This is a genomic window from Pseudoalteromonas sp. NZS37, from assembly GCF_015864265.1.
Lineage (GTDB): Bacteria > Pseudomonadota > Gammaproteobacteria > Enterobacterales > Alteromonadaceae > Pseudoalteromonas > Pseudoalteromonas arctica.
Window position 1 is genome coordinate 437,504 of sequence record NZ_JADYXL010000004.1, and the last position, 22,652, is coordinate 460,155.

The following is a 22,652-nucleotide window of genomic DNA, read 5'->3' on the forward strand; positions in this document are numbered from 1 at the left end:
CTAATTCGATAGCGTAAGAGATAAATTGGAATGTCACGTAAAGTACTAGTCGTAGATGACGAAGCTCCTATTAGGGAGATGTTGGTTTTTGTTTTAGAGCAAAATGGATTTCAAGCAATTGAAGCAGAAGATTACGACTCTGCTATTGCAGCTATGGTTGAACCTTACCCAGATATGGTTTTACTTGATTGGATGTTACCAGGTGGAAGCGGTATTCAAATTGCTAAAAAGTTTAAGCAAAACGAACACACCCGCCAAATCCCAATTATTATGCTTACAGCCCGCGGCGAAGAAGAAGACAAAGTACGCGGTCTTGAAGTAGGTGCTGACGATTACGTCACTAAGCCGTTTTCTCCTAAAGAGCTTATGGCGCGTATTAAAGCGGTTATTCGCCGTGTATCGCCAACCTCATTAGAAGAAGCTATTGAAGTACATGGCCTGCGTTTAGACCCTATTTCGCATCGTGTTACCTCAGAAGGTAACGAGCTTGATATGGGGCCAACCGAATTTAGATTACTGCACTTTTTTATGACTCACCCAGAGCGTGTTTATAGCCGTGAACAACTGCTTGATCATGTATGGGGAACTAATGTTTACGTAGAAGATCGCACGGTTGATGTGCACATTCGTCGTCTGCGTAAAGCAATTGGCCCACTTGGACATGACCGTTTGGTGCAAACTGTACGTGGTGCTGGATATCGTTTTTCAAGTAAGCTGTGATCAGCTTAAAGCTTAGCTAATGTATGAAATACGCATGTATTACTACTCTAAGGTAAAGTGAGTGTATGTATCGAGTTGTTAATAAGCAGGCGTTAGTAAAGCGCCTGTTTATCTATTTTTTACCCTTACTATTAATTGGTGTGCTAGTTGGCGCGCCATTTTTGCTTTTATTTTTAGGATCTTTTTCCCTCCTTATTTGGCACTACCATCAACTTTATCGTTTGAGCGATTGGCTACTTAATCAACGTAGCTTTAATCCACCTGAGGGCGAGGGTGCATGGGAGCAAGTGTTTGAAGGTATTTATCATCTACAGCACCGTAATCGTAAAAAACGTAATGAGCTTGCTGATTTAATTCGTCGCTTTCGCGATGGGGCTGAAGCAGTACCTGATGCGGTAGTGGTATTACAAAACGATTTAAGTATTGTGTGGTGTAATCAATTAGCCCTTAAAGTGCTTGGTTTGCAGTGGCCAACCGATCATGGTCAGCGTCTTGATAATTTAATTCGCGAACCTAAGTTTGCTAAATACATGCACAAAGGTGAATTTGACGACGCGCTTGAGCTGGATAATGGCCATAGCATTGAGCAAGTACTAGAATTTAGGGTAATGCCTTATGCAAGCACGCAACTTATGGTTGTTGTGCGTGATGTAACGCGCTTAAAACAGCTAGAACAGATGCGTAAAGACTTTGTAGCCAATGTGTCACACGAACTACGTACACCGCTTACAGTGGTTACTGGGTATCTTGAGATGATGGATGGCGACATGATGCCGCCGCCAGCAATGTGGAACAAAGCGCAAAATACTATGCTTGAACAATGCAAGCGCATGGATAGCTTAGTCAGCCAATTATTATCGCTTTCACGTATTGAAGGTGCTCGTCGCCAAGATAACGATAAAGCCATAAACGTACCGCAATTACTTGGTTATATTCACACTGAGGCAAACTCAATTAATCAAGACAAAGGCCATGAGCTTATTTTTAATATTGATAAAACCCTCGATATTAAAGGCTCTGAGGATGAACTGCGTAGTGCGTTTTCTAATTTAGTATTTAACGCCATTCATTACACTAAACCCGGTGGCAAAGTGGAAGTGTGTTGGCAGCGCAAAAACAATAAAGCGTGTTTTAGTGTTACCGATAATGGTGATGGTATTGCGCCAGAGCATATTAACCGTTTAACTGAGCGTTTTTATCGTGTTGATAAAGCCCGCAGCAGAACAACAGGTGGCTCAGGTTTAGGGCTTGCGATTACAAAACATGTACTAACGCGCCACGATAGTAAATTAAATATTAGCAGTGAAGTTAACAAAGGTTCGTGTTTTTCTTTCGAATTTTCAATAGATAAGATAGTTTCGCTAGCTAAGTAATTAGGCTGAAAAGCAAAGTCATAAAAGTGTCATTTAAGAGTAATGTAACTGTCATGTACTCACTTTAGAGTGGGCAGCAGTTAGAAAATGGGACGAACAAACCGGAGAACCCTACATGAAATTTAAAAACTTAGTTGCCGCAATGGGTGTGGCTGTTACAACTTTCGTATCTGCACAAGCAGTTGCTTTAGATCAAGATATTCCTGAGTATCAAAAAATTAGTGGTGTTTCAGGTAACTTCTCATCAGTAGGTTCTGACACTTTAGCCAACATGATGACGTTCTGGGCTGAAGAGTACAAACGTATTTACCCAAATGTAAATATTCAAATTCAAGCGGCAGGTTCTTCTACTGCACCACCGGCACTTACCGAAGGTACAGCTAACCTAGGTCCAATGAGCCGTAAAATGAAATCTAAAGAAATCGAAGCGTTCGAAAAACGTTACGGTTACAAGCCAACAGAAGTTCGCGTAGCTATTGATGCACTTGCTGTATTTGTACATAAAGATAACCCAATTGAAGGTCTTCGTATTGACCAAGTAGATGCTATTTTTTCATCTACTCGTAAATGTGGCGCACCAGAGCAAGTTAATCGTTGGAGCGATGTCGGCCTAACAGGTGATTGGGCAGCTAAAGATGTGCAACTTTACGGACGCAACTCAGTATCAGGTACGTATGGCTACTTTAAAAAGAAAGCACTTTGTAAAGGTGATTTCCGTAATAATGTAAATGAGCAACCGGGTTCTGCATCAGTAGTACAGTCAATTTCATCTTCATTAAATGCAATTGGTTACTCTGGTATCGGCTATAAAACATCGGGCGTACGTACAGTACCGCTTGCTAAAAAAGGCGATAACTTTGTTGATGCAACACTTGATAACGTTGCGCAAGGTAAATACCCGCTATCGCGCTTTTTATATGTTTATGTGAATAAACACCCGAATAAGCCACTATCACCTATGGAAGAACAATTTTTAAGAATGGTACTTTCAAAAGATGGTCAGCAAATTGTAGAAAAAGATGGTTATGTACCACTTTCTGCAAAGCTAGTAAAAACAGAACTTAAAAAGCTTGGTTTGAACTAATACCAATTGCATTAAATTAGTGAGTTATTATAGCGATAAGAAAATAGCGCAATAACAAGGCTAAAATTATGATACATAGTTGTTCTATATAAATAATTTTTAACGTAGTTAGTGAGTTATTTAATACGCTAGAATGGTCATGTTTTTAATAAAATTGGTATGATAAACCATAGGCAATAAAAAACCGCTCATTGAGCGGTTTTTTTGTGCCTAAAACTAAAAACTTTAAGGAATTAAATATTACCTAATTTTTCGGCTTGTGCTTTACATTGGTTGTAGCTCTCAACACATTTTCCAGAGCATACTTGCTGCTTTAAGCCCTCAGCAGTTGTTTGCTGTTCACATGTACTTTCGCATTGGTAATTTTGCTGAGCACACTGATTCATTTCAGGGTTTTCAACTTGGTTTTGGCAACCTACTAATAGTGCAAAAGTAAGGGCGACTACGCTTGTTTTTATTAAAGTGTGCATGCTTCTTATCCTTAAAATGGAGTCGCAATAATATTAAATTTCGACTTGAATATTGTCGATCAATCTAACACCACCAAAATAGGCTGCGGCTAAAATAACAAATTGAGTATCTTCGATTGTAGCAGTTTTTAATGTATCTCGTTGAGCAATCTCAAAATAGTCTGGCTTTAGGCCAGCTTGCTCTAAGCTCTGTTTAGCTAAGCTTTCAAGTTTTACGAAGTCTTTTTCGCCGCTTTTAAGTTGCTCAGCGCATGTATTAAGTGCTTTAAATAATACGGTTGCAGTCGCTTTTTGCTCATCAGATAAGTAACCATTACGTGAGCTCATAGCAAGGCCAGAAACTTCTCGCATTGTAGGTACACCAATAACTTCAACCGGAATTGATAGGTCGCGTGCCATGGTTTTAATTACTTGCAGTTGCTGAAAATCTTTTTCACCAAAGCAGGCGTAATCGGGTTGTACAAGGTTAAATAATTTTGTAACTACCGTGGCAACACCTCTAAAGTGACCAGGACGTGAGCCACCACAGTAACCTAATGAAATATCAGGCACATCTACAAAGCTCTGTGCGCCAAGTCCATTTGGATAAATTGTTTCTACACTTGGGGTAAATACAATATCAGTGCCTAGTTCTGCAAGGCCTTGTTTATCTTCGTTTAGTGTACGAGGATAGTTATCTAAATCTTCGTTAGCACCAAATTGCATTGGGTTAACAAAAATACTCACAACGACTTTATCGGCTAAGTTTTTTGCTTTTTCTACTAGCGAAAAATGCCCACGGTGCAAGTTGCCCATTGTTGGCACAAGTGCCACACTAAGACCCGCTTGGCGCCATGCTTTAATTTGACTACGTAACGATCTGATTTCAGTAATTGACTGCATTATTTAAACTCGTGTTCAGCGCTTGGAAACGCGCCATTTTTAACGTCTGTACAATACTTTTGAACGGCTGCAGGCATATTGCCTGTTTCGAGCAAAAAGTTTTTAGAAAATTTAGGAATGTAACCTGCTGAAATACCAACAAGGTCATGCATTACCAGTATTTGGCCGTCAGTTAAGCTGCCTGCACCAATACCAATAGTTGGGATGCTTAGGGCGTCTGTAATGCGTTTTGCCAGTGCACTTGGAATACACTCAAGTACTAATAATTGTGCGCCAGCAGCTTCAAGTGCTTTTGCGTCATCAATCATTTTTTGTGCTTTGTCTTCTTCGCGACCTTGTATTTTAAAGCCGCCAAATACATGTACTGACTGTGGTGTAAGGCCTAAATGCCCACAAACTGGAATACCTTGTTGAGTAAGCGTTTTAATGCTCTCGTAAAGCCATTCTCCGCCTTCAAGCTTAATCATGTTTGCGCCAGCGCGCATAAGCTCAGCTGCATTTTTACAAGTATCACTTACGCTTGAGTAGGTCATAAAAGGTAAGTCAGCAATTACAAATAATTCGCGGCTACCCGCGCGTACACAGCGGGTATGATATGCAATATCTTGATTGGTTACGCCAAGGGTGTCATCGCCGCCTTGTAGTACCATGCCCAAAGAGTCGCCCACTAAAATAACTTCAACGCCGTTATCATGAAATAACTTTGCAAAACTAGCGTCGTAGGCTGTTAATGCAGTAATTTTGTTATTTTCTGCTTTCATTTTATTTAAAGTAGAAACGGTTATTTTAGACATAATATCCTCGCAGGCAAAAGCCTAGGTTAATTACAGAGGTAATTGTTGTAAGTCGTTGAGCGGTAAATTATTTGCAATGGTTTTTAATGCAATGCCGCTAGGTAAAATAAGTTCAGGTGCAAGCTCTAATAGTGGATAAACCACAAACTCGCGATTATTCAAACCATAATGAGGCACAGTTAAGCGCACCGTATTTATAATTTGATCATCAAATAATAGAGTATCGATATCAAGTGTGCGTGGACCCCAACGCTCAGCCTTTCTTACTCGACCATGCTCAAGTTCAATACGTTGCGTTAAATCAAGTAATTGCTCTGGCTCAAGGGTCGTTTTAATGCACGCTACTGCATTGATATAGTCTGGTTGATCTTGTGGGCCCATAGGCTTACTTGCATAGTAATGCGATACGTTTATAAATTCACAATTAGGCAGCTTTTTAAGCGCGATTACCGCGTTATCAAGCTGCTCTTTTGGTGAGTTTAGGTTGGCACCTAAACCCAAATAAACACAGTACATGTTATTACTCAGCTGGCTTTTTAGTAGGTCGACGGCGCTTTCGCGGCTTAGGACCACCTTGGTGGCCTAAGTTTTTAACCATCTCTTTTTGGCCGTTTATATCTTGGCTTAAGTATTGTGTCCACCACTGGGCAAGCTCAGTATGCTGTGTTTCGCCCGCGTCTACGCGTAAGAGTAAAAAGTCGTAGGCGGCTTTAAAGCGAGGTTGCTGCGTTAGTCTGTAAGCACGTTGGCCTGCGCGTTTATCCAAACGGTGTTGAATATGCCAAATATCGCGAGCACCTAAAGTAAAGCGTTTAGGAACCGCAATGTGTTGTGAGTTATCGCTTAGTACTTTATTCATTGCTTGTGCGAAAGCATCGTACTCAGGTAGTTGCTCTTGGCTTTGAATCTTTTTAGTACGTTCAAGCAGTGGGAACCAAAGTAGTGCGGCAAAAATAAACGCTGGTGTTACTTTTTTATCTGCATTAATACGTTTGTCGGTATTTTGAAACATTTGCTGAATAAGCGTGTGTTCTAAGCCACTTGGGTTTTTATCTAAGATTTTATCAAGCTCAGGAAACAGTGAGCGGAATAAGCCGTATTTACGCAGCATTAAAAAGTTAGCTTCGGCCTTGCCATTTAAAAACAGCTTAAGAATTTCTTCAAATAAACGTGCTGGCGGAATGTTATCAAGCAAACTTGCAAGCTCGCTAATTGGTTTTTCACTTTTAGGCGCAATGCTCATATCAAGTTTAGTAGCAAAGCGAACTGCACGTAACATACGAACAGGATCTTCGCGGTAACGCGTTTCAGGGTCGCCGATTAGCTCAATTTGTTTAGCTTTAATTGCCGCTAAGCCGTTGGCGTAATCGTGAATACTAAAATCTTTGATTGAGTAATAAAGTGCATTGATTGAAAAGTCGCGGCGTTCTGCATCTTCTTCAATACTGCCAAATACGTTGTCACGTAGTAACTGGCCTTCATCGCTTGATTGGCTTATTTGATTTTTGTCTTCTTGCGCTTCGTGGTGGCCACGCATAGTCGCCACTTCAATAATTTCACGGCCAAATACAATATGTGCTAAACGAAAGCGACGGCCAATAAGGCGACAGTTTCTAAATAGTTTTTTTACTTGATCTGGCGTCGCGTTAGTAACTACGTCAAAATCTTTTGGCTGTTGGCCTAACAATATATCGCGAATACAACCACCAACAAGGTAGGCATCGTAGCCACCGTCTTTTAAGCGGTATAATACTTTGATTGCATTTGGGCTAAATTGTTTGCGAGAAATACCATGCTCACCACGAGTGACAACAATAGGTTCACTGCTTACAGAAGCGCTTTCGGCACTGGTATTCGGGCCGATTATTTGTCGGCAAAATTGAAAAAGCTTGGAAATAATAGTCTGTCTCCTAGAAGGTGTGATTGACTCTGCATCGCAATCAAAAGTTACAGCAAATGGGGCGGTTATAGCCCAGTACAAGCTGTTTGACGTAATTAGCATATATTTAGGCGGCTATCATATACCAGCAGGGTTTAAAAATTAAGTTGATGTGTTGAAATTAAGCCGTTTTTAGCTATTTTATTTACTTAAATGTGTAAATTGGACTTTCTGACTACGTGGATGCTGAGAAATTTGTATTTCGGATACTTGTGGTACCTGTTTTAAGCTAAAGTTTTTAATTCCCCAAGCGATTAATTGTTCAATATTTAAATCGATTAAATCAGCTATAACAGGCAATCCTAAAAATTCAAATGCACTAATTAAAGCAGGCTTTGGATTTTGTTTGCTAATGGCAGGAGCATAATTTTGTTTAGACAATTTGAAACCAGGCTTGGCAACCGCTAAAGGTAAATGAGCAAATTCAGGCACAGGGCTATCGAGTTGTTTAAATAAACTAATTTGCCGTGCGGTTGGCTCAATTAAATCAGCGCCTCTTACAATTCGGTTAATCCCTTGATCAATATCATCGACGACCACAACAAGTTGATATGCAAATAAGTCATCGCTGCGTTTAATTAAGTAATCTTCATGGGAAAGGGCACTATTTACTGTTATATCACCTTGAATTAAATCATTAAATTTAGTCGTTGGATGTTGCTGAATTAAGCGAAGCGCACCAGATTGAGTATTATGATTAAGTGCTTGGCAATGCCCCTGATAAATACCGCCAATAGCTTTTATTTGTTTGCGAGTACAGGTGCAACCATAAACAAGTTTTTGTTTTAAAAGTGAGTGGGTAATATCTTGGTATAAAGGCAGACGCTGCGTTTGATATACAACAGGTTCGTCCCAGTGAAGGGCGTAGGCATGTAAGGTATTAAGAATATCGGAGTCGGCGTTTTTAACCACGCGCGTAGTGTCAATGTCTTCAATACGAACTAACCAATCTCCTTGGTTAGCTTTTGCATCTAGATAACTACCCACAGCCGCTACAAGTGAGCCAAAATGTAATGGCCCAGAAGGAGACGGTGCAAAACGACCGCGATATTTACGCATAGGCGCAGTAACGGCTGTAGGAGACATAACTAATTAATAAATATTAATTAGCCGCGTCCAGATTGCTTTTCTTTGATTTCTGCAAGTGTTTTGCAGTCTACGCATAAATCGGCAGTAGGACGTGCTTCTAAGCGACGTATGCCAATTTCGATGCCACAAGACTCACAAAAGCCAAAATCATCTTCTTTAATCAAATTAATTGTTTTTTCAATTTTTTTGATTAATTTACGTTCGCGGTCACGAGTACGAAGTTCTAAAGAGAACTCTTCTTCTTGTGCAGCGCGGTCAACTGGGTCAGGAAAGTTAGCAGCTTCGTCTTGCATGTGTGATTTAGTACGATCAACTTCGTTACGTAAATCATTACGCCAAGTTTCTAAAATCGCTCTAAAATGAGCACGTTGTGCATCATTCATGTACTCTTCGCCTGGTTTTTCTTGGTATGGTTCTAAACCGGCTTGAGCCAATAAACCATGTTTCTTTTGGTCTGGCATAACTCTCTCCTAAATCCTTAATTTAATGCCTCAGCATTAGCCGGCGGTATAAATAACAGAATCTTATATCCTAGGCAAATTTATTTTTAATTAATCGAATTAGCTTCAACCATGCTTACTGAGTAAAAAGTGTATTAATAGTCTATTTACACTTTTAATTAATTCACATATTCGCTTTCTAAAACTTGCCTTGTTATGTGGGCAAAAGCTTTAAAAACAAGTTAATTTTTATAATTCACTTTGTATAACTTTTTTTAATTTGAGTACTTTGCTTATTTTGCAAATTACGCTTAGTTCAATCCCTTGGTTTAATACACTATTGTGCAAATACTATTTTTTTATGAAGTAAAACTTCATTAGCAGAAATTGTGGCCTTGTATGCTAATACTTCAACGCCGGCTATTATTGCTTGGCTTAATAGCGTGGCGTATTTTTTATCAATATGCGCAGCTGCACTTACTGTATTTATTCCTTCATGCAAAACAGCGAACAGTAATACTGCTCGGTGGCCTTGTTCGATCATTTCTATTAGTTCGCGAATATGCTTTTGTCCGCGCAGTGTTTGCGCATCAGGAAAGTAGCCTTGCCCGCTTTGTGGTGCATCTTCGCTTAATAATGTGACTGATTTAACTTCTACGTAGCAATCAGGCTTATTTTCGTCAGTGAGCAAAAAGTCGATTCTGCTGTTTTCGCTGCCGTACTTTACTTCGCTTTGCAATTGACTGTAGTCGAGTAGCTCGCTTATTACATTATTGTTTATTGCTTCTTCTACTACTTTATTAGCCACTGCTGTATTTACACAAATAAGCTGCGATAAGTTATTTTGCGTAAGCTCTAATGAATGCGGGTATTTTCGTTTTGCGTTATCGCTTGTTGAATAAAAAGCAGCAAAACCCGGCTCTGCGCATCCCGTCATTTTACCCGTATTAGCACAGTGGGCGGTAAATTCACTGCCATCACTTAATTGTAAATCAGCTAAAAAGCGTTTGTAGCGTTTTAATAAGGTGGCAGGTTGCAGAGTTGGCGTGTACTTCATGATAACTTCCAAAGCGTAAATACTGCACAGCAGTGTGGTTTATGTTATTTATCTCAAGCTGTTGGGAACTTAAGCGCTCTATAGTAAACTCGGTGGCACATTTAAGTGCAAGGGTATTCTAACATGAGTGAAAAATTTGTTGTTCAACTAAGCGAACAAGCAGCAGCGAGTCATTGGGGCGATAATGCGTCATTGTCTTTTAATGAGCGCGGTGCAACTGTTCATTTGTCTGAGCAAGAAACATTGAAAAATGTTCAAAAAGCTGGTCGTACTATTGCAATCCAAGGTATTAAAAACGTTGAATTAGCAGGCGATGCTTGGTGTACAGAAAGCCAGTGGGCTTTTTATCAAGGCTTTGTAACACCAAAATCGTTAAATGGTGTTGAGTTTGTTGATAACGCACAATCAGATATTAAAGAACTTGCTCACTTAAAAACGTCAGCAATTTGGGCACGTGAAATGGTTAACGGGACTGCCGATGACATTTACCCAGAAAGCCTTGCTGAAAAAGCAGCTGAGTTTATTCAATCATTAGCGCCTGAGCATGTAAGTTACCAAATTATTAAAGGTGATGCGTTACTAGAGCAACAGTGGATTGGTATTCATGCTGTTGGTCGCGGTAGTGTTCGCCCGCCAGTATTGCTTGAGCTTGATTACAACCCAACAGGCGACGAAAATGCACCAGTAAGTGCAGCGCTTGTAGGTAAAGGTATTACGTTTGACTCAGGTGGTTACTCAATTAAATCAAGCGAAGGTATGCTTGGTATGAAGTGCGACATGGGCGGCGCTGCAACAGTAACTGCAGGTTTAGCATTGGCTATTAACCGTGGTATTGAAAAACGTATTAAACTGTTTTTATGTTGTGCTGAGAACTTAATTTCGGGTCATGCATACAAATTAGGTGACATTCTTACTTATAAAAATGGCACGACAGTTGAAATTGTAAACACGGATGCTGAAGGTCGCTTAGTACTTGCAGATGGCCTAATGGCCGCAGGGGAGACTGGCGCTCCACTTATTATTGATGCAGCAACACTAACTGGCGCAGCGCTTGTTGCTGTTGGCCAAGAGTACAATGCATTATTTGCACTTGATAAAGAACTTGTACGTGAAGTTGAGAGTTTTGCATCTCAAGAAATGGAAGCTGCTTGGCCACTTCCTCTTGAAAAATGGCATCAACAAAACTGCCCATCTCCTTATGCTGATACGGCGAATAGCCGTGCACAAAAAGGTGGCGGTTATGGCGGTGCATCGAATGCTGCAGGCTTTTTATCGCGCTTTGTGCCAAACGATGGCAAAGGCTGGGTACACATCGATTTAGCGGCTGCATTTAACATGGGCAGTACAAGTCAATGGGCAGCGGGTGCAACAACTCAAGGTATGCGTACAGTTGCTCGTACTTTACAAGAAAAAGCATAATATTTACTAAATTACGCTTTTTACGCTAAAAATAGGCACCCTTGGGTGCCTATTTTTTAATTTACAGGCAAGCAATTTTATTTCATTTACGGTAAAATCAGTCGCCAATACCTGTTTGAGTTTAATTTTTGCTTAACTCTAAGCTGCGCTCAAATCTTATATCCACCACTGGGGTTTCTAATTATGTCAGATAAGTGCTACATCACAGCTCAACAGCTGCTTGAAGATTCGTTCCGCGTAGCGGCACAAGTATACCAAGATGGCTTTCGTCCTGATTTTATTATTGGTATTTGGCGAGGTGGTGCACCGATCGGTATTGCTGTTCAAGAATATTACGATTACAAAGGCATTGAGACTGATCACATTGCAGTACGTACATCGTCTTATTACGGTATTGGTAAACAGTCGAAAGAAATTAAAGTACACGGCTTACATTACATTGTAGAGAACGCAAATGCAGGTGATTCATTATTAATTGTTGATGATGTATTTGACTCAGGTCGTAGTATTGTTGCATTAAAAGAAAAGCTTTCAGAGCTTATGCGCTTAAACTTGCCACGTGATATTCGTATTGCATGCCCGTACTACAAGCCAAAAAACTCAAAAGTAGACACTGTTCCAGATTATTATATTCATGAATCTGAAGAGTGGTTAGTGTTCCCGCATGAATTATCGGGTTTAACACCGGATGAAATTATTGCTGGTAAATCTGATCTTGCGAAAATTCATGACATTTTGCTAGAGAAGTAATTAGTAATTTGCATAAATAAAAAAAGGCCGTTAAGGCCTTTTTTTATTTTAAAGCTGAGCAAAGCTATCTACGTATTCACTTAGTTTTGGTATATCGACTGCTTGCAAGCCATCGTTACTTCTAAGTACCAAGCCTTTTTCTACGAGTTCTGTAACAACACGTCTGTAAGCTCGCTCAGTGGTAGCAAAACGTTCGGCTTCAGCATTTACAGTTGGGTAGGCTCTAAGTAGCGTAGGGTTGTTGTTCTCGGCCCTTAGTAAGCAATCTTTAGCTATGTTATAGCTAAGTGGTAGTAATAACTTATCTAAATTGATTTTTTGGTTTTCCTGAAACTTAGCCGCAATAGTTTGTGCTGTGTATAAGCTTAGTTCTGGTTTTTCAAGCAGTAGAGCACGCCAATGCCTTAATTCAATAAGGTTATAAGTGACATCGCTAAAGCACGTTACCGTATATATACACGGATTATTATTTAGCGCTTCTATTTCACCAATAAGGGTGTTGTTACAATCCAATTGTCCTAACAGCAGGCGTCGTCCATTACCTACGTCGTAACTAAACGACACAGTGCCACTGCGTACAAGCACAAGCTTGCTTAAAGGCTGATCTTGATGGATCAGAACTTCTTTTTTTGATTGTTGATAGCTGCTACCGGCAAAGGTTAAAAGCTGATCAACAAGGTAACTAGAAAAATGGTATTGAAACATCAATGTGCTCTTCGGACATTTGTCCTATTTATTACATCTTAATGACGATAGCATTAAGACACTAAGAATTTACGCTAACTTGCTACTAATATTATTAGCTTTGCTAAGAGTATTATTTTACCTTCATTTCCCGTGTAATGATTTAAGAATTTGCTGGTATTTTCCGGCAAACTTTTTCAGGTTTTTTAAGCAGGTTAGCTTTTTTATTTTGTTGTAACTTTGCAATACTTACAAGTGCCATAAGATAGCAGTACATGTAATGCTAACCTAAAGGCTAGGAGAGAACAATTGAGTTGGGAATATTTAGGTTATATTGCATCAGCTTTATTGGTTGCATCGTTAACAATGACAGATGTAGTAAAACTACGTTGGTACAACATGTTTGGTTGTATTGTATTTACTGCTTACGGTGTTGCCATTGGCGCAGTGCCTGTTATTTTTACCAACGGCTTATTGTCGCTTGTAAATTTATACCACATTATAAAAATATATCGCCAACCTAAAGTTGAAGACGCTAAAAGCTAAAATAAGTTATCTGCACAAAGTAAGTTAATGGTTTTAATTAAAATCAAAAACTTCAGCTTTTGTGCAGTCCAGCTTGAAGCGTATATAGATAATCTCATATCACTCTACATAACTTACCTCTGAACCATGCTGTAATCTCCTACTTAAAAGATGATTACCTTAGGTTTTAATACGTCGATCGTTAGCTAATACCAACCTGCATAAATCTTTGATCAATTTAACGAATTAAATTGCACTATAACGTCGTTAAAAATTTTTTATTTAGAACAACTAGATACAAAAATTTTTGCCTAGTTCTAGCGTAATTTTCTCAACGTTAAATAGACCCCGTATATAAGCAGATTGGTATAAACTCTGTTCGCGGTTAATAAATATATAAATAAGTGCTTCTAAGTTTCATAAAAAAATCCGATAGCAGTAAACTGCTATCGGATTTTTATCTGTTATACCAACCTACTTACATATGCTATTTAATTCATTAAATTGCTTAAATATTTATGCAGGTGTAGGCACTATGGTATTTACGCTTTTTCTAAATCTTCAACGTCACCTAAACCTGCAGTTAGCTCTTCAAGTAATTGCTTTATTTCTTCAGAAGCTAAAATAAAGTCAGCATCAAGTTTTAAAGCCATATCTTCTTTAGGAATATCTGCGTTTTCTTCTTTTAGAGTTTCAGAGTAGCTTAAACGTTTGATAGAGCCATCGTTTTGCAGCATAAACTTAAGACGCTCTTGCCAATCAAGTGCAAGTTTAGTTACGCGTTTACCACTCTCTAAATGCGATTTAACTTCATCACACGATAGATCATGACCTTTAAGCTTTACTTGTGCGCCGCTGTCGTCTGCTTCTTCAAGTTCAGCGTCTGAGCCAATAGCAAAACCTTCTGGTGTACTAAAGTTAGTTAACCAATCAGTTAAAAATACATCTAGGTCGTAGTTAGCAAACGCAGGTACAACCGGAAGCGTTCCTAACGATTTACGAAGTAGTGCTAGTAGCTCTTCTGCTTTATTAAAGCTGCCACTATTTACAACAACCCAACCGTTTTCTTGGTCAATAAAGGCAAATTGTAAGCTCGACTTTTTAAATGCTTGAGGTAGAAGAGTATGAAGAATGTTTTCTTTTAATTCGTCTTTTTCTTTCTTTTTAACTGGGCGGTTTTCTTCAGCTTCTATCAGATCAACTTTCTCAGCAACTAGTTCATTAATAACAGAAGCAGGGAGTACTTTTTCTTCGCGTTTAGCGCAAACTAGAATACTTTTTTGAGAAAAATGTGATAGCGTATCGCCATGTTTTCCAAACGCTTTTGTCCAACCAAATGTTGCAAGCTCTTGACCAGTACATGGGCGAAATAAATCTTGCTCTAATGCTTTATCAAAGTCTTCTTGAGTATATGAAACGTCTTGCTTAAAGCGGTAACAAATAAGGTTACTAAACCACATAGGGGAATTGATCCATTTGAAAAATTTGTACAATCATAGCAATAAAAACAGCATCTCGAAATGACTGATTTGTTACTAGGGCGTGTTGAACTTTATGGATTGAAATTTGTTCAATCCAAGGAAGATTAAATCGCGGCGCGAGATTTGTAACCTAGTGGGCTAAGTAAAAACCGAGCAAAGCTTCCGCGTCCTGCTCACGCCCCTTACCTACATCCATGTAGGCAACAAAGAGTTAATCGTCCCTAGAAAGAACCCAAAGGGCAGCGCATGTTTGGTATTTATGCTGCGTTGTCGCCTATTTATGGGGAATAACCACACTACATAGGCTCTGTCTTGCCTAAAAATCAAACATGTTGCTGTAAATTCAACCACCAAAGAACAACACGCCCTAATAATTTAATGCATATACTTTTATTTATTCATATTTATCAAAAATAGGCAGTGGCTTAGCCATGTTCTTCGGAAATTGAATATAGTAACGCAGACCTTTGCCCGGTTCACTCGTTGCATCAATAGAGCCACTAAGGGTTTGCTTGACCAAATTAAGCATTATATGGGTGCCTAATCCGCTACCGCCTTCATCGCGTTTGGTAGTAAAAAATGGGTCAAATAATTTTTTTAATTGCTCGTTAGTAACACCGTTACCGTCATCTTTGTAATCAATAGTTAAGTTGGTGTCATCAGCGCTTATTTTAATATCCATTACACCGTTGCTTTTACCTTCAAAGCCATGAATAAGTGAGTTCATAATTAGGTTAGTAAAAATTTGGCTTATAGCCCCAGCAGGTAGATTTAAAACTAAATCATCAGGACATTCTAATTTTATAGTATGGGATGTCTTTTTTAGTTTTGGGTGCAGTGAGCGTATTACTTCGTTAGTGTAATCTTTAAAGTTAATGGTTCTTACTGCTTCACTGGCTTGATCGACCGCTATTTGTTTAAAGCTAGCTATAAGCTCCGAAGCTCTATCTAAGTTAGTGGTTAGTAAGCTTGTGCTTTGTTTTGCTTCGTTAATGAATTCTTCTAGCGCTTTTGGCGAAAGTGTTTTTTCGGTATAGGCATTTTCGAGTTTATTTAAGCGTTCTTGTAAAAATGATATTGCCGTTACACCTATCCCAATAGGGGTGTTTATATCGTGTGTAATACCTGCTACAAGTCCGCCTAGCGCAGCCATTTTTTCTGTGCCTAGTAAACGTTCCTGTGCAAGGCTTAACTCTTCTATATAGCGCTGAGATTCAGTTTGCTTTGTAATTAACTCTAGCTCTGTGCTGCGGCGTAAGTCTACTTCTTCGGTGAGGACAATTTTTTGCTTTTCGAGTTCGTATTTTTGCTGCTGTAAATCCATCATTGCTTGGCTTAAGTTGGATGTTTTACGGGCTACGTCTTGTTCAAGTTGTATGTTGTGTTGATCAAGCTTTTCGTTACTTATAATGAGTTCTTTTTGGGTGTGTTCAAGCTCTTTTCTATACTGAACCACTTTATCTATTAGTTTGTTAAATGACTGCTCCATCACTTTTAGTTCATTATGTTCTTCTGTTTCTATTTCTATATGTTGACCTTCTAGCTCGTCTAGTTCTAAATTTTCTAGTTGCTCAGTGAGTTCTGCTAAAGGGTCTGTAAGAAGTTTTCTAAATGCCATTAAAAATAAGATGATCAAAAAGGTGGTTTTAATCATCGCATTACCAATCAAAAAGTAGATTGATACCATAATGCGGCTAAAAACAACTTCTCGACTTGAAAATAAGGTAACGTCACCAACTTGAGTAGCACGACCTGAAAATTCAAAAATAAGTGGAAAGGTATAACCAAATAAACCCGATTTTGCGTCTTCTAAAATAACCTCTTCTTGTACTAACTGTTGGTTATATAGCTTGTGTATATCAAGAGAGCGCCCTAGCTGTGAAATAATTTCGCCGCTGTCGTCTCGAACAATAATCCCTTCAATCATGGGGATGGCGAGTAAACCTTCTGCTGTTGTAATTGTTTGCTTGGTATTAAGCTCCCAAATTGCACGTGTTAAGCTGCGACTAAAGGTTTTTTGTAAGGTACTAAGTTCATCGCGAATATAGTCTTTAGTATTGACGTATTCAGCAAGCACTTGTCCACAGGTCACTACAAAGGTAAGCAAAAAATAGACGGATAAAACGCTAGTCAGTAGCTTCTTAGAAAGACTTTTTTGTAACATGAGTGACTTGTTCATCCTTTATTATTTTTGTAACGTTACGATAGTAATTTAAAAGTTAGTCAATAAACCTCTAAAAATAAATAAAAAAGTTAAAATTTAATAAGATAAATCCAAAAAGTGAGCGTGTAGTATCAAAGTATTTAAACCAAGGTATAAATTAATAAATTCGTTATCTGTTATGTATTGTAGGCTTAATTAGTATTTGCTTTGGTTAATTATATCTTAAACGGATTTATTCTATATTTATCATTGTATTAAATTATTAATGCGCTGAGTGCTTTGAGGCGTGTTAAAGTGTCTAAAATGCAATGGAAGGCATTAGTTTAATAACCTTTTAATAACTTTGATGGTTGTGTAGTAGTAAACATGATGAAATTTTCGATATTAGTCTGTGACGATTCTGCAGTTGCCCGTAAACAAGTCGTGCGGTGTTTAAATGAATGTATAGACGCTCAAATACAACAAGCTACAAATGGAGCGCACGCTCTAGAACTTTTACGAGCACAAAGTTTTGATTTATTGTGCTTAGATCTCACCATGCCCGAAGTTGATGGTATACAAGTACTCGAGACTATAAAAACAGAAAAAATAGAGTGCTTTGTTTTAGTTATTTCTGCCGATATACAAGAAAAAATGAAGCAACGAGTCGCACAACTTGGCGCAATAGACTTTATCGATAAACCTATCAATAAATCTAACTTAAACGAAATATTGCATAAATTTGGCATTCATTAGGTTTTTTCATGTTAAAAAAGGCTGTTTTATCTTTTAATTTAGGGTTGACAGCATAGCCTTTGTTAAGGCAGTCTTAACATATGAAAACAATTAATCGCGTACTGACCATTATTATTACAACCATCATTCTTACTGGATAGTGGCATAGGTCGGTGCAACAAATTTAAAGGCCTGTGTTCACTTAGAACACAGGCCTTTTTTCGTTTTATGGGATGAGGAACATAAACAATGCGAGTTTTAAAATTTGGTGGGTCTTCGCTTGCCGACTATGCATGCTTACAACAGGTAGCTCAGCTAGTTAAAGCACAATTAAAAGATGAAATGCTTTTGGTACTTTCTGCTCCAGGTGGAATGACCGATTCGCTAGTTGCACTTGCAAGTGCAGCAGAACAAGGCTCTGACTTTTCGCAGCAATGGCAAGCATTAGTTAGCCGCTGTGAAGGTTTGAAAGCTGACGTTGAAAAAAGTGGTGTAGTAGTTACAAGTTGGCCAAACTTAAGGGAACTTAAAAATAAACTAGATGGCGTATCACTTATACAATGTTGCCCCGATCAAGTTCGCGCATTTGTAATTAGCTTTGGAGAGCGCGTTAGTGTTTCTTTAATGCAGGCTTTATTGAATTCGCACGATGCAAGATACTTAGAAGCAACAAGCTGTATCGCTTCAACTGGCGGTTATATCGACGCCGAGGCTGATTTAGTAACAAGTAAAGCGCGCTTTCAAGCTGTGCTTAAAGAAAGTCCTGCAACTATCTATATCATGCCTGGTTTTACAGCGAGTAATGACAAAGGTGAGCTTACAACGCTTGGCCGTAATGGCTCAGATTACTCAGCAGCCATTGCTGCGGCTTGTTTAGAAGCTGAGATTTGCCAAATTTGGACTGACGTTGATGGTGTATACAGTGCTGATCCTCGTTATATTAAAAAAGCGACTAAAGTAGATTTTTTATCTTATAAAGAAGCGATGGAGCTTTCTTATTTTGGTGCAAAAGTACTTCACCCTAAAACAATTTTACCGTGTGCTAAAGCAGGCGTGCCGTGCGAAATTAAAAATACGCATAACCCAGACGCACAAGGCTCATTAATTGGTAACGATTATTCATCAGATGAGCCAGTAAAAGCGCTTTCGAGCCTACAAGACCTTGCAATGCTAACTGTCTCAGGGCCAGGCATGAAAGGCAAAGTAGGTATGGCGTCTAAGGTATTTAACGCGCTTGCTCACGATAACGTATCAATTGTATTGATCACGCAGTCATCATGCGAATTCAGCATTAGCTTTTGTGTACACGAAACAGACCTAGCACTTGCACTTGATGCGCTACAAACTGCATTTGAACTTGAATTACAAGCAGGGCTTATTGAGCCTGTACAAGTGCAGCGCAATTTAGCCATTGTTACTTTAGTGGGCGATAACATGCGCGCGCACCGTGGCTTAGCGGCTAAGTTTTTTGCATCGCTTGCACAAGCGCAAGTAAATATAGTGGCAATTGCACAGGATTCTACAGAAAGTGCTATTTCAGCAGTAATTGATGGCGAACTTTGTAACGACGCCGTAAAAATATGCCATGAAAACTTTTTCACGCATGTGCCGTCAATTGATGTGTTTTTACTAGGTTGTGGCTTAGTAGGGCAAGAGCTTATTAATCAGCTTGAACGTCAACAAGCGTGGCTTGAAAAGCGTAATATTAAACTCAACTTGTATGGTGTTGCTAACTCTCGTCAATTACACCTTGATAGTGAAGGTATAGCTTTTGGTGATTGGCAGCAAAAATTGGCCTCATCCGAGCAGGCGTTTGATTTAAAACTAGTAGAGCAGTTTGTTAAGCAAAATCATTTAGTAAACCCTGTGCTTGTTGATTGTACGTCGTCGGATGCACTTGCTGCGCAGTATGTAGACTTTTTAAATGCAGGTTTTCATGTGGTTGCTGCCAATAAAAAAGCAACAACAAGCTCATACACGTATTACCAAGATTTAATTGCAGCAACACAAAAAAATAATCGTAAATTTTTATACGAAACAAACGTTGGTGCAGGCTTACCAGTAATCGACAACTTACAGTCATTATTTGGTGCCGGTGATGAGTTATTAGAGTTTAGCGGTATTTTATCAGGTTCACTTTCGTATATGTTTGGCGCACTTCAAGATGGTTTATCACTTTCTGAGGCAACTATTAAAGCCAAAGAAAGTGGCTTTACTGAGCCAGATCCTCGTGATGATTTATCGGGTACCGATGTCGCACGTAAGTTATTGATCATCGCTCGCGAAGCCGGTATGAAATTAGAGCTAAGCGATATTGAAGTTGAGTCAGTATTACCACCAGGTTTTGCACAAGGTGATAGCGTTGATGAGTTTATGGCAAAACTACCAAGCTTAGATGCTGATTTTAACGACCGTATCAAAAGCGCTGCGAGCGAGGGTAGGGTACTTCGCTATGTAGGCACAATTAAAGAAGGCCACTGTAAAGTAGGTATTGAAGCGGTAGATGCAAAGCATGCGCTTAGTGTCATTCGTGATGGTGAAAACGCACTGGCTATTTTAAGCCAATACTACCAGCCACGTCCGTTTGTAATTCGTGGTTATGGCGCCGGCTCGGAAGTAACAGCCGCGGGTGTATTTGCTGATATTTTAAAAACGTTGTCGCGCTAGGAGCTCGTTATGATTGAAGTATATGCTCCGGCGTCTATTGGTAATTTTGCAGTGGGCTTTGATGCCCTTGGCGCAGCGCTTGCGCCAATTGATGGCAGTTTGTTAGGTGATGTAGCCGTTGTAAGCGCCGCACCAAGCGATGAGTTTATTTGCACTGGCGAATACGCTCATAAGTTACCCAGTGATGCTAATGAAAATTTAGCGTACCAGTGTTTAGTGCATTTTAGAGCGCATGTTGCGCCTACTATGCCAAGCGTAAAGCTCGAGCTTAAAAAGAACTTACCAATTGGCTCAGGGCTTGGCTCTAGTGCATGTTCGGTCGTGGCTACCTTTGCTGCCCTTGATAAGTTTGCAAAAACTAATTTAAGTCAGGTTGAGCTTATTGAGCTTATGGCTGACTTTGAGGCTGTGGTAAGCGGTGGTCGCCATTACGACAACATTACGCCATGTTATTTAGGTGGTTTGCAATTAACCGGTGATTTAATCCCTGATAAATCGATTGCACTGCCTGTTGATAAAAGTTGGTACTACGTTGCTGCGTTTCCTGGTTTTTCACTCAACACTGCAAAAGCGCGCTCGGTTTTACCAAAAGAGTTGAGCATGCATGCAAGTGTTGAATTTGCTCAGCGTTTGTCGGCATTTAGTAGCTTACTGTTAACTAGCCGTTTTGACGATGCGCTAAGCATAATGAAAGATGAAATAGCAGAACCTTACCGCGCACCGCTCATTAAAGGCTTTAGTGAAGCCAAAGCAAGCTTGCCAGCACTGGGCGCTGAAATAGTCAGTATTTCGGGCGCAGGGCCCACCTTGTTTAGCGTATGTAAAACACTTGAAGCTGCACAGCAATGCGCGCAGTGGTTAGAAACCAATTACATTAACGAGCAAGGCTTTTGCCACATTTGTAAATTAGATAACGACGGCACGCGTCAATTAACAGTTTTATAGGATAGTTAGTCATGCAATTACATAATTTAAAAGATAGCTCACAAAAAGTGTCGTTCGTTGAAGCCGTAAAAACAGGTTTGGGTCGTAACCAAGGTGTATTTTTCCCAGAATCACTGGCCCCATTGTCTGATGTTGATGCATTGCTTGATATGGACTTTGTTACGCGCAGCGGCAAAATATTATCGCACCTAATTGGTGATGAGCTACCAAGCGATACTGTGGCACAAATGGTTAAAAATGCATTTAACTTTCCAGTTAAGCTGGTGGAAGTTGAAGAGAACACATACTGTTTAGAGCTGTTTCATGGTCCTACACTTGCGTTTAAAGACTTTGGTGGTCGCTTTATGGCAGAGTGTTTAACGCAGTTTAATAAAGACGAGAAAGTAACTATTTTAACAGCAACATCGGGCGATACCGGTGCAGCTGTAGCGCATGCTTTTTACAATAAACCAAATATCGATGTTGTTATTTTATACCCTAAAGGCAAAATTTCACTTGCTCAGCAAAAGCTATTTACTACGCTAGGTAACAATATTCATTGTTATGCAGTTGAGGGCAGCTTTGATGATTGCCAAGAGCTAGTTAAAAATGCCTTTTTAGATGAAGAAGTTAAATCAACACTTGGGCTTAACTCAGCTAATTCAATTAATATTAGCCGTTTAGTTGCTCAGGTTTGTTACTACTTTGAAGCCATTGCACAGCTACCAAAAGAAAAGCGCGCAACAGCGCATATATCAGTGCCAAGTGGTAATTTTGGTAATGTGTGCGCCGCAATGATTGGTGCGGTTATTGGTTTACCTGTTGGCAAATTAAGTGCAACAACAAACCAAAACGATACTGTGCCGCGCTTTATGCTTGATAAAAACTGGACGCCAAAAGCAACGCTTGAGTCGCTTTCAAATGCGATGGATGTAAGTAAGCCAAACAATTGGCCGCGTGTACAAACAATGTTAGATAATAACTGGTTTAGCTACGATAATTTTTATTCAACTAGCGTAAACGAGCAAGACACGCAAGCCGTGATGAAAAAAATTCAACAAACTGGCTATGTTGCGGAGCCTCATACTGCTATTGCTTACCAAGGTCTTGTTGAAAATCGTGCACCTGGTGCAGCGGGTATCTTTTTAGCGACAGCTCATCCTGCTAAGTTTAAAGAAAGCGTAGAGGGTATTCTAAATATTGAATTAGGTATGCCAAAACCACTTGCTGATGCACTAGCAAAACCATGCCTAGCAAGCGATATGAACGCCGATTACGACGAGTTACGTACCGAAATGCTCGCTAAATTAGGCTAAGTTAAATTAAAAGGAAAAGCGGCTTGAGCCGCTTTTTTTATAACTTTATACGGATGAATACACTTAGTTATATTTACTAATTAAATGTAGTAAATATAATTCATTTAAAATTATTATGGCTTTATAAAAAAATATCATCTTAAAAGAGCTGTGAAATAGT

21 protein-coding genes are annotated in these 22,652 nt (G+C 39.3%); 10 read left to right on the forward strand and 11 right to left on the reverse strand.

Annotated features, from left to right (window positions below):
* The first annotated feature begins 30 nt into the window (after window positions 1-30).
* The 3 genes from phoB to I6F47_RS10305 all read left to right on the forward strand — a co-directional run bounded on the left by phoB (window position 31) and on the right by I6F47_RS10305 (window position 3,177).
* The gene (phoB, locus tag I6F47_RS10295) at window positions 31-720 is read left to right on the forward strand and encodes a phosphate regulon transcriptional regulator PhoB (RefSeq protein ID WP_006791869.1); all 690 of its coding nucleotides are present in this window, start codon (window positions 31-33) and stop codon (window positions 718-720) included.
* Window positions 721-785: 65 nt separating this feature from the next.
* On the forward strand, window positions 786-2,093 hold the full coding sequence (gene phoR, locus I6F47_RS10300) for a phosphate regulon sensor histidine kinase PhoR (RefSeq protein ID WP_007587170.1): 1,308 nt from the start codon (window positions 786-788) through the stop codon (window positions 2,091-2,093).
* A 115-nt stretch (window positions 2,094-2,208) separates the two neighbouring features.
* On the forward strand, window positions 2,209-3,177 hold the full coding sequence (locus tag I6F47_RS10305) for a PstS family phosphate ABC transporter substrate-binding protein (protein WP_010554592.1): 969 nt from the start codon (window positions 2,209-2,211) through the stop codon (window positions 3,175-3,177).
* A 233-nt stretch (window positions 3,178-3,410) separates the two neighbouring features.
* Here I6F47_RS10305 and I6F47_RS10310 read toward each other — a convergent pair whose 3' ends face one another.
* The 8 genes from I6F47_RS10310 to sfsA all read right to left on the reverse strand — a co-directional run bounded on the left by I6F47_RS10310 (window position 3,411) and on the right by sfsA (window position 9,848).
* A complete protein-coding gene (locus tag I6F47_RS10310; RefSeq protein ID WP_007587168.1) occupies window positions 3,411-3,647 on the reverse strand; it encodes a hypothetical protein in 237 nt (78 codons plus the stop codon).
* A 33-nt stretch (window positions 3,648-3,680) separates the two neighbouring features.
* Window positions 3,681-4,529 (reverse strand): pantoate--beta-alanine ligase, encoded by an 849-nt coding sequence (gene panC, locus I6F47_RS10315; RefSeq protein ID WP_007587167.1) that lies wholly within the window; start codon window positions 4,527-4,529, stop codon window positions 3,681-3,683.
* Window positions 4,529-5,323 carry a 3-methyl-2-oxobutanoate hydroxymethyltransferase gene (gene panB, locus I6F47_RS10320; RefSeq protein ID WP_007587166.1) on the reverse strand — a complete coding sequence of 265 codons (795 nt, stop codon included), beginning with the start codon at window positions 5,321-5,323 and terminating at the stop codon, window positions 4,529-4,531. The genes panC and panB overlap by 1 nt, the downstream gene beginning before the upstream one ends.
* Before the next feature lie 30 nt (window positions 5,324-5,353).
* Window positions 5,354-5,839: a 2-amino-4-hydroxy-6-hydroxymethyldihydropteridine diphosphokinase gene (folK, locus tag I6F47_RS10325; RefSeq protein WP_024593696.1), complete on the reverse strand. Its 486-nt coding sequence runs from the start codon at window positions 5,837-5,839 to the stop codon at window positions 5,354-5,356.
* Between the two features lie 4 nt (window positions 5,840-5,843).
* Window positions 5,844-7,325 carry a polynucleotide adenylyltransferase PcnB gene (gene pcnB / locus I6F47_RS10330; protein ID WP_024608323.1) on the reverse strand — a complete coding sequence of 494 codons (1,482 nt, stop codon included), beginning with the start codon at window positions 7,323-7,325 and terminating at the stop codon, window positions 5,844-5,846.
* A 78-nt stretch (window positions 7,326-7,403) separates the two neighbouring features.
* Entirely contained in the window at window positions 7,404-8,348 is a 945-nt protein-coding gene (gene gluQRS, locus I6F47_RS10335; RefSeq protein WP_197183789.1) for a tRNA glutamyl-Q(34) synthetase GluQRS, read from the reverse strand.
* A 20-nt stretch (window positions 8,349-8,368) separates the two neighbouring features.
* Window positions 8,369-8,812, reverse strand: a complete 444-nt coding sequence (gene dksA, locus I6F47_RS10340; RefSeq protein ID WP_002962671.1) for an RNA polymerase-binding protein DksA — start codon at window positions 8,810-8,812, stop codon at window positions 8,369-8,371.
* Between the two features lie 316 nt (window positions 8,813-9,128).
* Window positions 9,129-9,848 (reverse strand): DNA/RNA nuclease SfsA, encoded by a 720-nt coding sequence (gene sfsA, locus I6F47_RS10345; protein ID WP_007587160.1) that lies wholly within the window; start codon window positions 9,846-9,848, stop codon window positions 9,129-9,131.
* Window positions 9,849-9,971: 123 nt separating this feature from the next.
* On the opposite strand from sfsA, the gene pepB reads away from it, so the two are divergent.
* Window positions 9,972-11,267 carry an aminopeptidase PepB gene (gene pepB, locus I6F47_RS10350; RefSeq protein ID WP_024589754.1) on the forward strand — a complete coding sequence of 432 codons (1,296 nt, stop codon included), beginning with the start codon at window positions 9,972-9,974 and terminating at the stop codon, window positions 11,265-11,267.
* A 183-nt stretch (window positions 11,268-11,450) separates the two neighbouring features.
* Window positions 11,451-12,017, forward strand: coding sequence for a phosphoribosyltransferase (locus I6F47_RS10355; RefSeq protein WP_007377478.1), 567 nt, complete (start codon window positions 11,451-11,453; stop codon window positions 12,015-12,017).
* A 48-nt stretch (window positions 12,018-12,065) separates the two neighbouring features.
* On the opposite strand, the gene I6F47_RS10360 is transcribed toward I6F47_RS10355, so the two are convergent.
* Window positions 12,066-12,722: a Crp/Fnr family transcriptional regulator gene (locus I6F47_RS10360; RefSeq protein WP_002962665.1), complete on the reverse strand. Its 657-nt coding sequence runs from the start codon at window positions 12,720-12,722 to the stop codon at window positions 12,066-12,068.
* 288 nt (window positions 12,723-13,010) lie between these two features.
* Between I6F47_RS10360 and I6F47_RS10365 the strand changes: the two genes are divergently transcribed.
* The gene (locus I6F47_RS10365; RefSeq protein ID WP_002962663.1) at window positions 13,011-13,247 is read left to right on the forward strand and encodes a YgjV family protein; all 237 of its coding nucleotides are present in this window, start codon (window positions 13,011-13,013) and stop codon (window positions 13,245-13,247) included.
* Window positions 13,248-13,768: 521 nt separating this feature from the next.
* On the opposite strand, the gene rdgC is transcribed toward I6F47_RS10365, so the two are convergent.
* Entirely contained in the window at window positions 13,769-14,686 is a 918-nt protein-coding gene (rdgC, locus tag I6F47_RS10370; RefSeq protein WP_007587156.1) for a recombination-associated protein RdgC, read from the reverse strand.
* Between the two features lie 415 nt (window positions 14,687-15,101).
* A complete protein-coding gene (locus tag I6F47_RS10375) occupies window positions 15,102-16,871 on the reverse strand; it encodes a sensor histidine kinase (RefSeq protein WP_024593692.1) in 1,770 nt (589 codons plus the stop codon).
* Window positions 16,872-17,237: 366 nt separating this feature from the next.
* On the opposite strand from I6F47_RS10375, the gene I6F47_RS10380 reads away from it, so the two are divergent.
* From I6F47_RS10380 to thrC, 4 genes are all read left to right on the forward strand, one after another.
* The gene (locus I6F47_RS10380) at window positions 17,238-17,606 is read left to right on the forward strand and encodes a response regulator (RefSeq protein ID WP_007587152.1); all 369 of its coding nucleotides are present in this window, start codon (window positions 17,238-17,240) and stop codon (window positions 17,604-17,606) included.
* Between the two features lie 228 nt (window positions 17,607-17,834).
* Window positions 17,835-20,252, forward strand: a complete 2,418-nt coding sequence (thrA, locus tag I6F47_RS10385) for a bifunctional aspartate kinase/homoserine dehydrogenase I (RefSeq protein WP_197183790.1) — start codon at window positions 17,835-17,837, stop codon at window positions 20,250-20,252.
* 9 nt (window positions 20,253-20,261) lie between these two features.
* Window positions 20,262-21,197 (forward strand): homoserine kinase, encoded by a 936-nt coding sequence (thrB, locus tag I6F47_RS10390; RefSeq protein ID WP_165736261.1) that lies wholly within the window; start codon window positions 20,262-20,264, stop codon window positions 21,195-21,197.
* An 11-nt stretch (window positions 21,198-21,208) separates the two neighbouring features.
* Complete coding sequence (gene thrC / locus I6F47_RS10395; protein WP_197183791.1) at window positions 21,209-22,492, forward strand: threonine synthase; 1,284 nt, start codon at window positions 21,209-21,211, stop codon at window positions 22,490-22,492.
* Window positions 22,493-22,652: the final 160 nt, after the last annotated feature.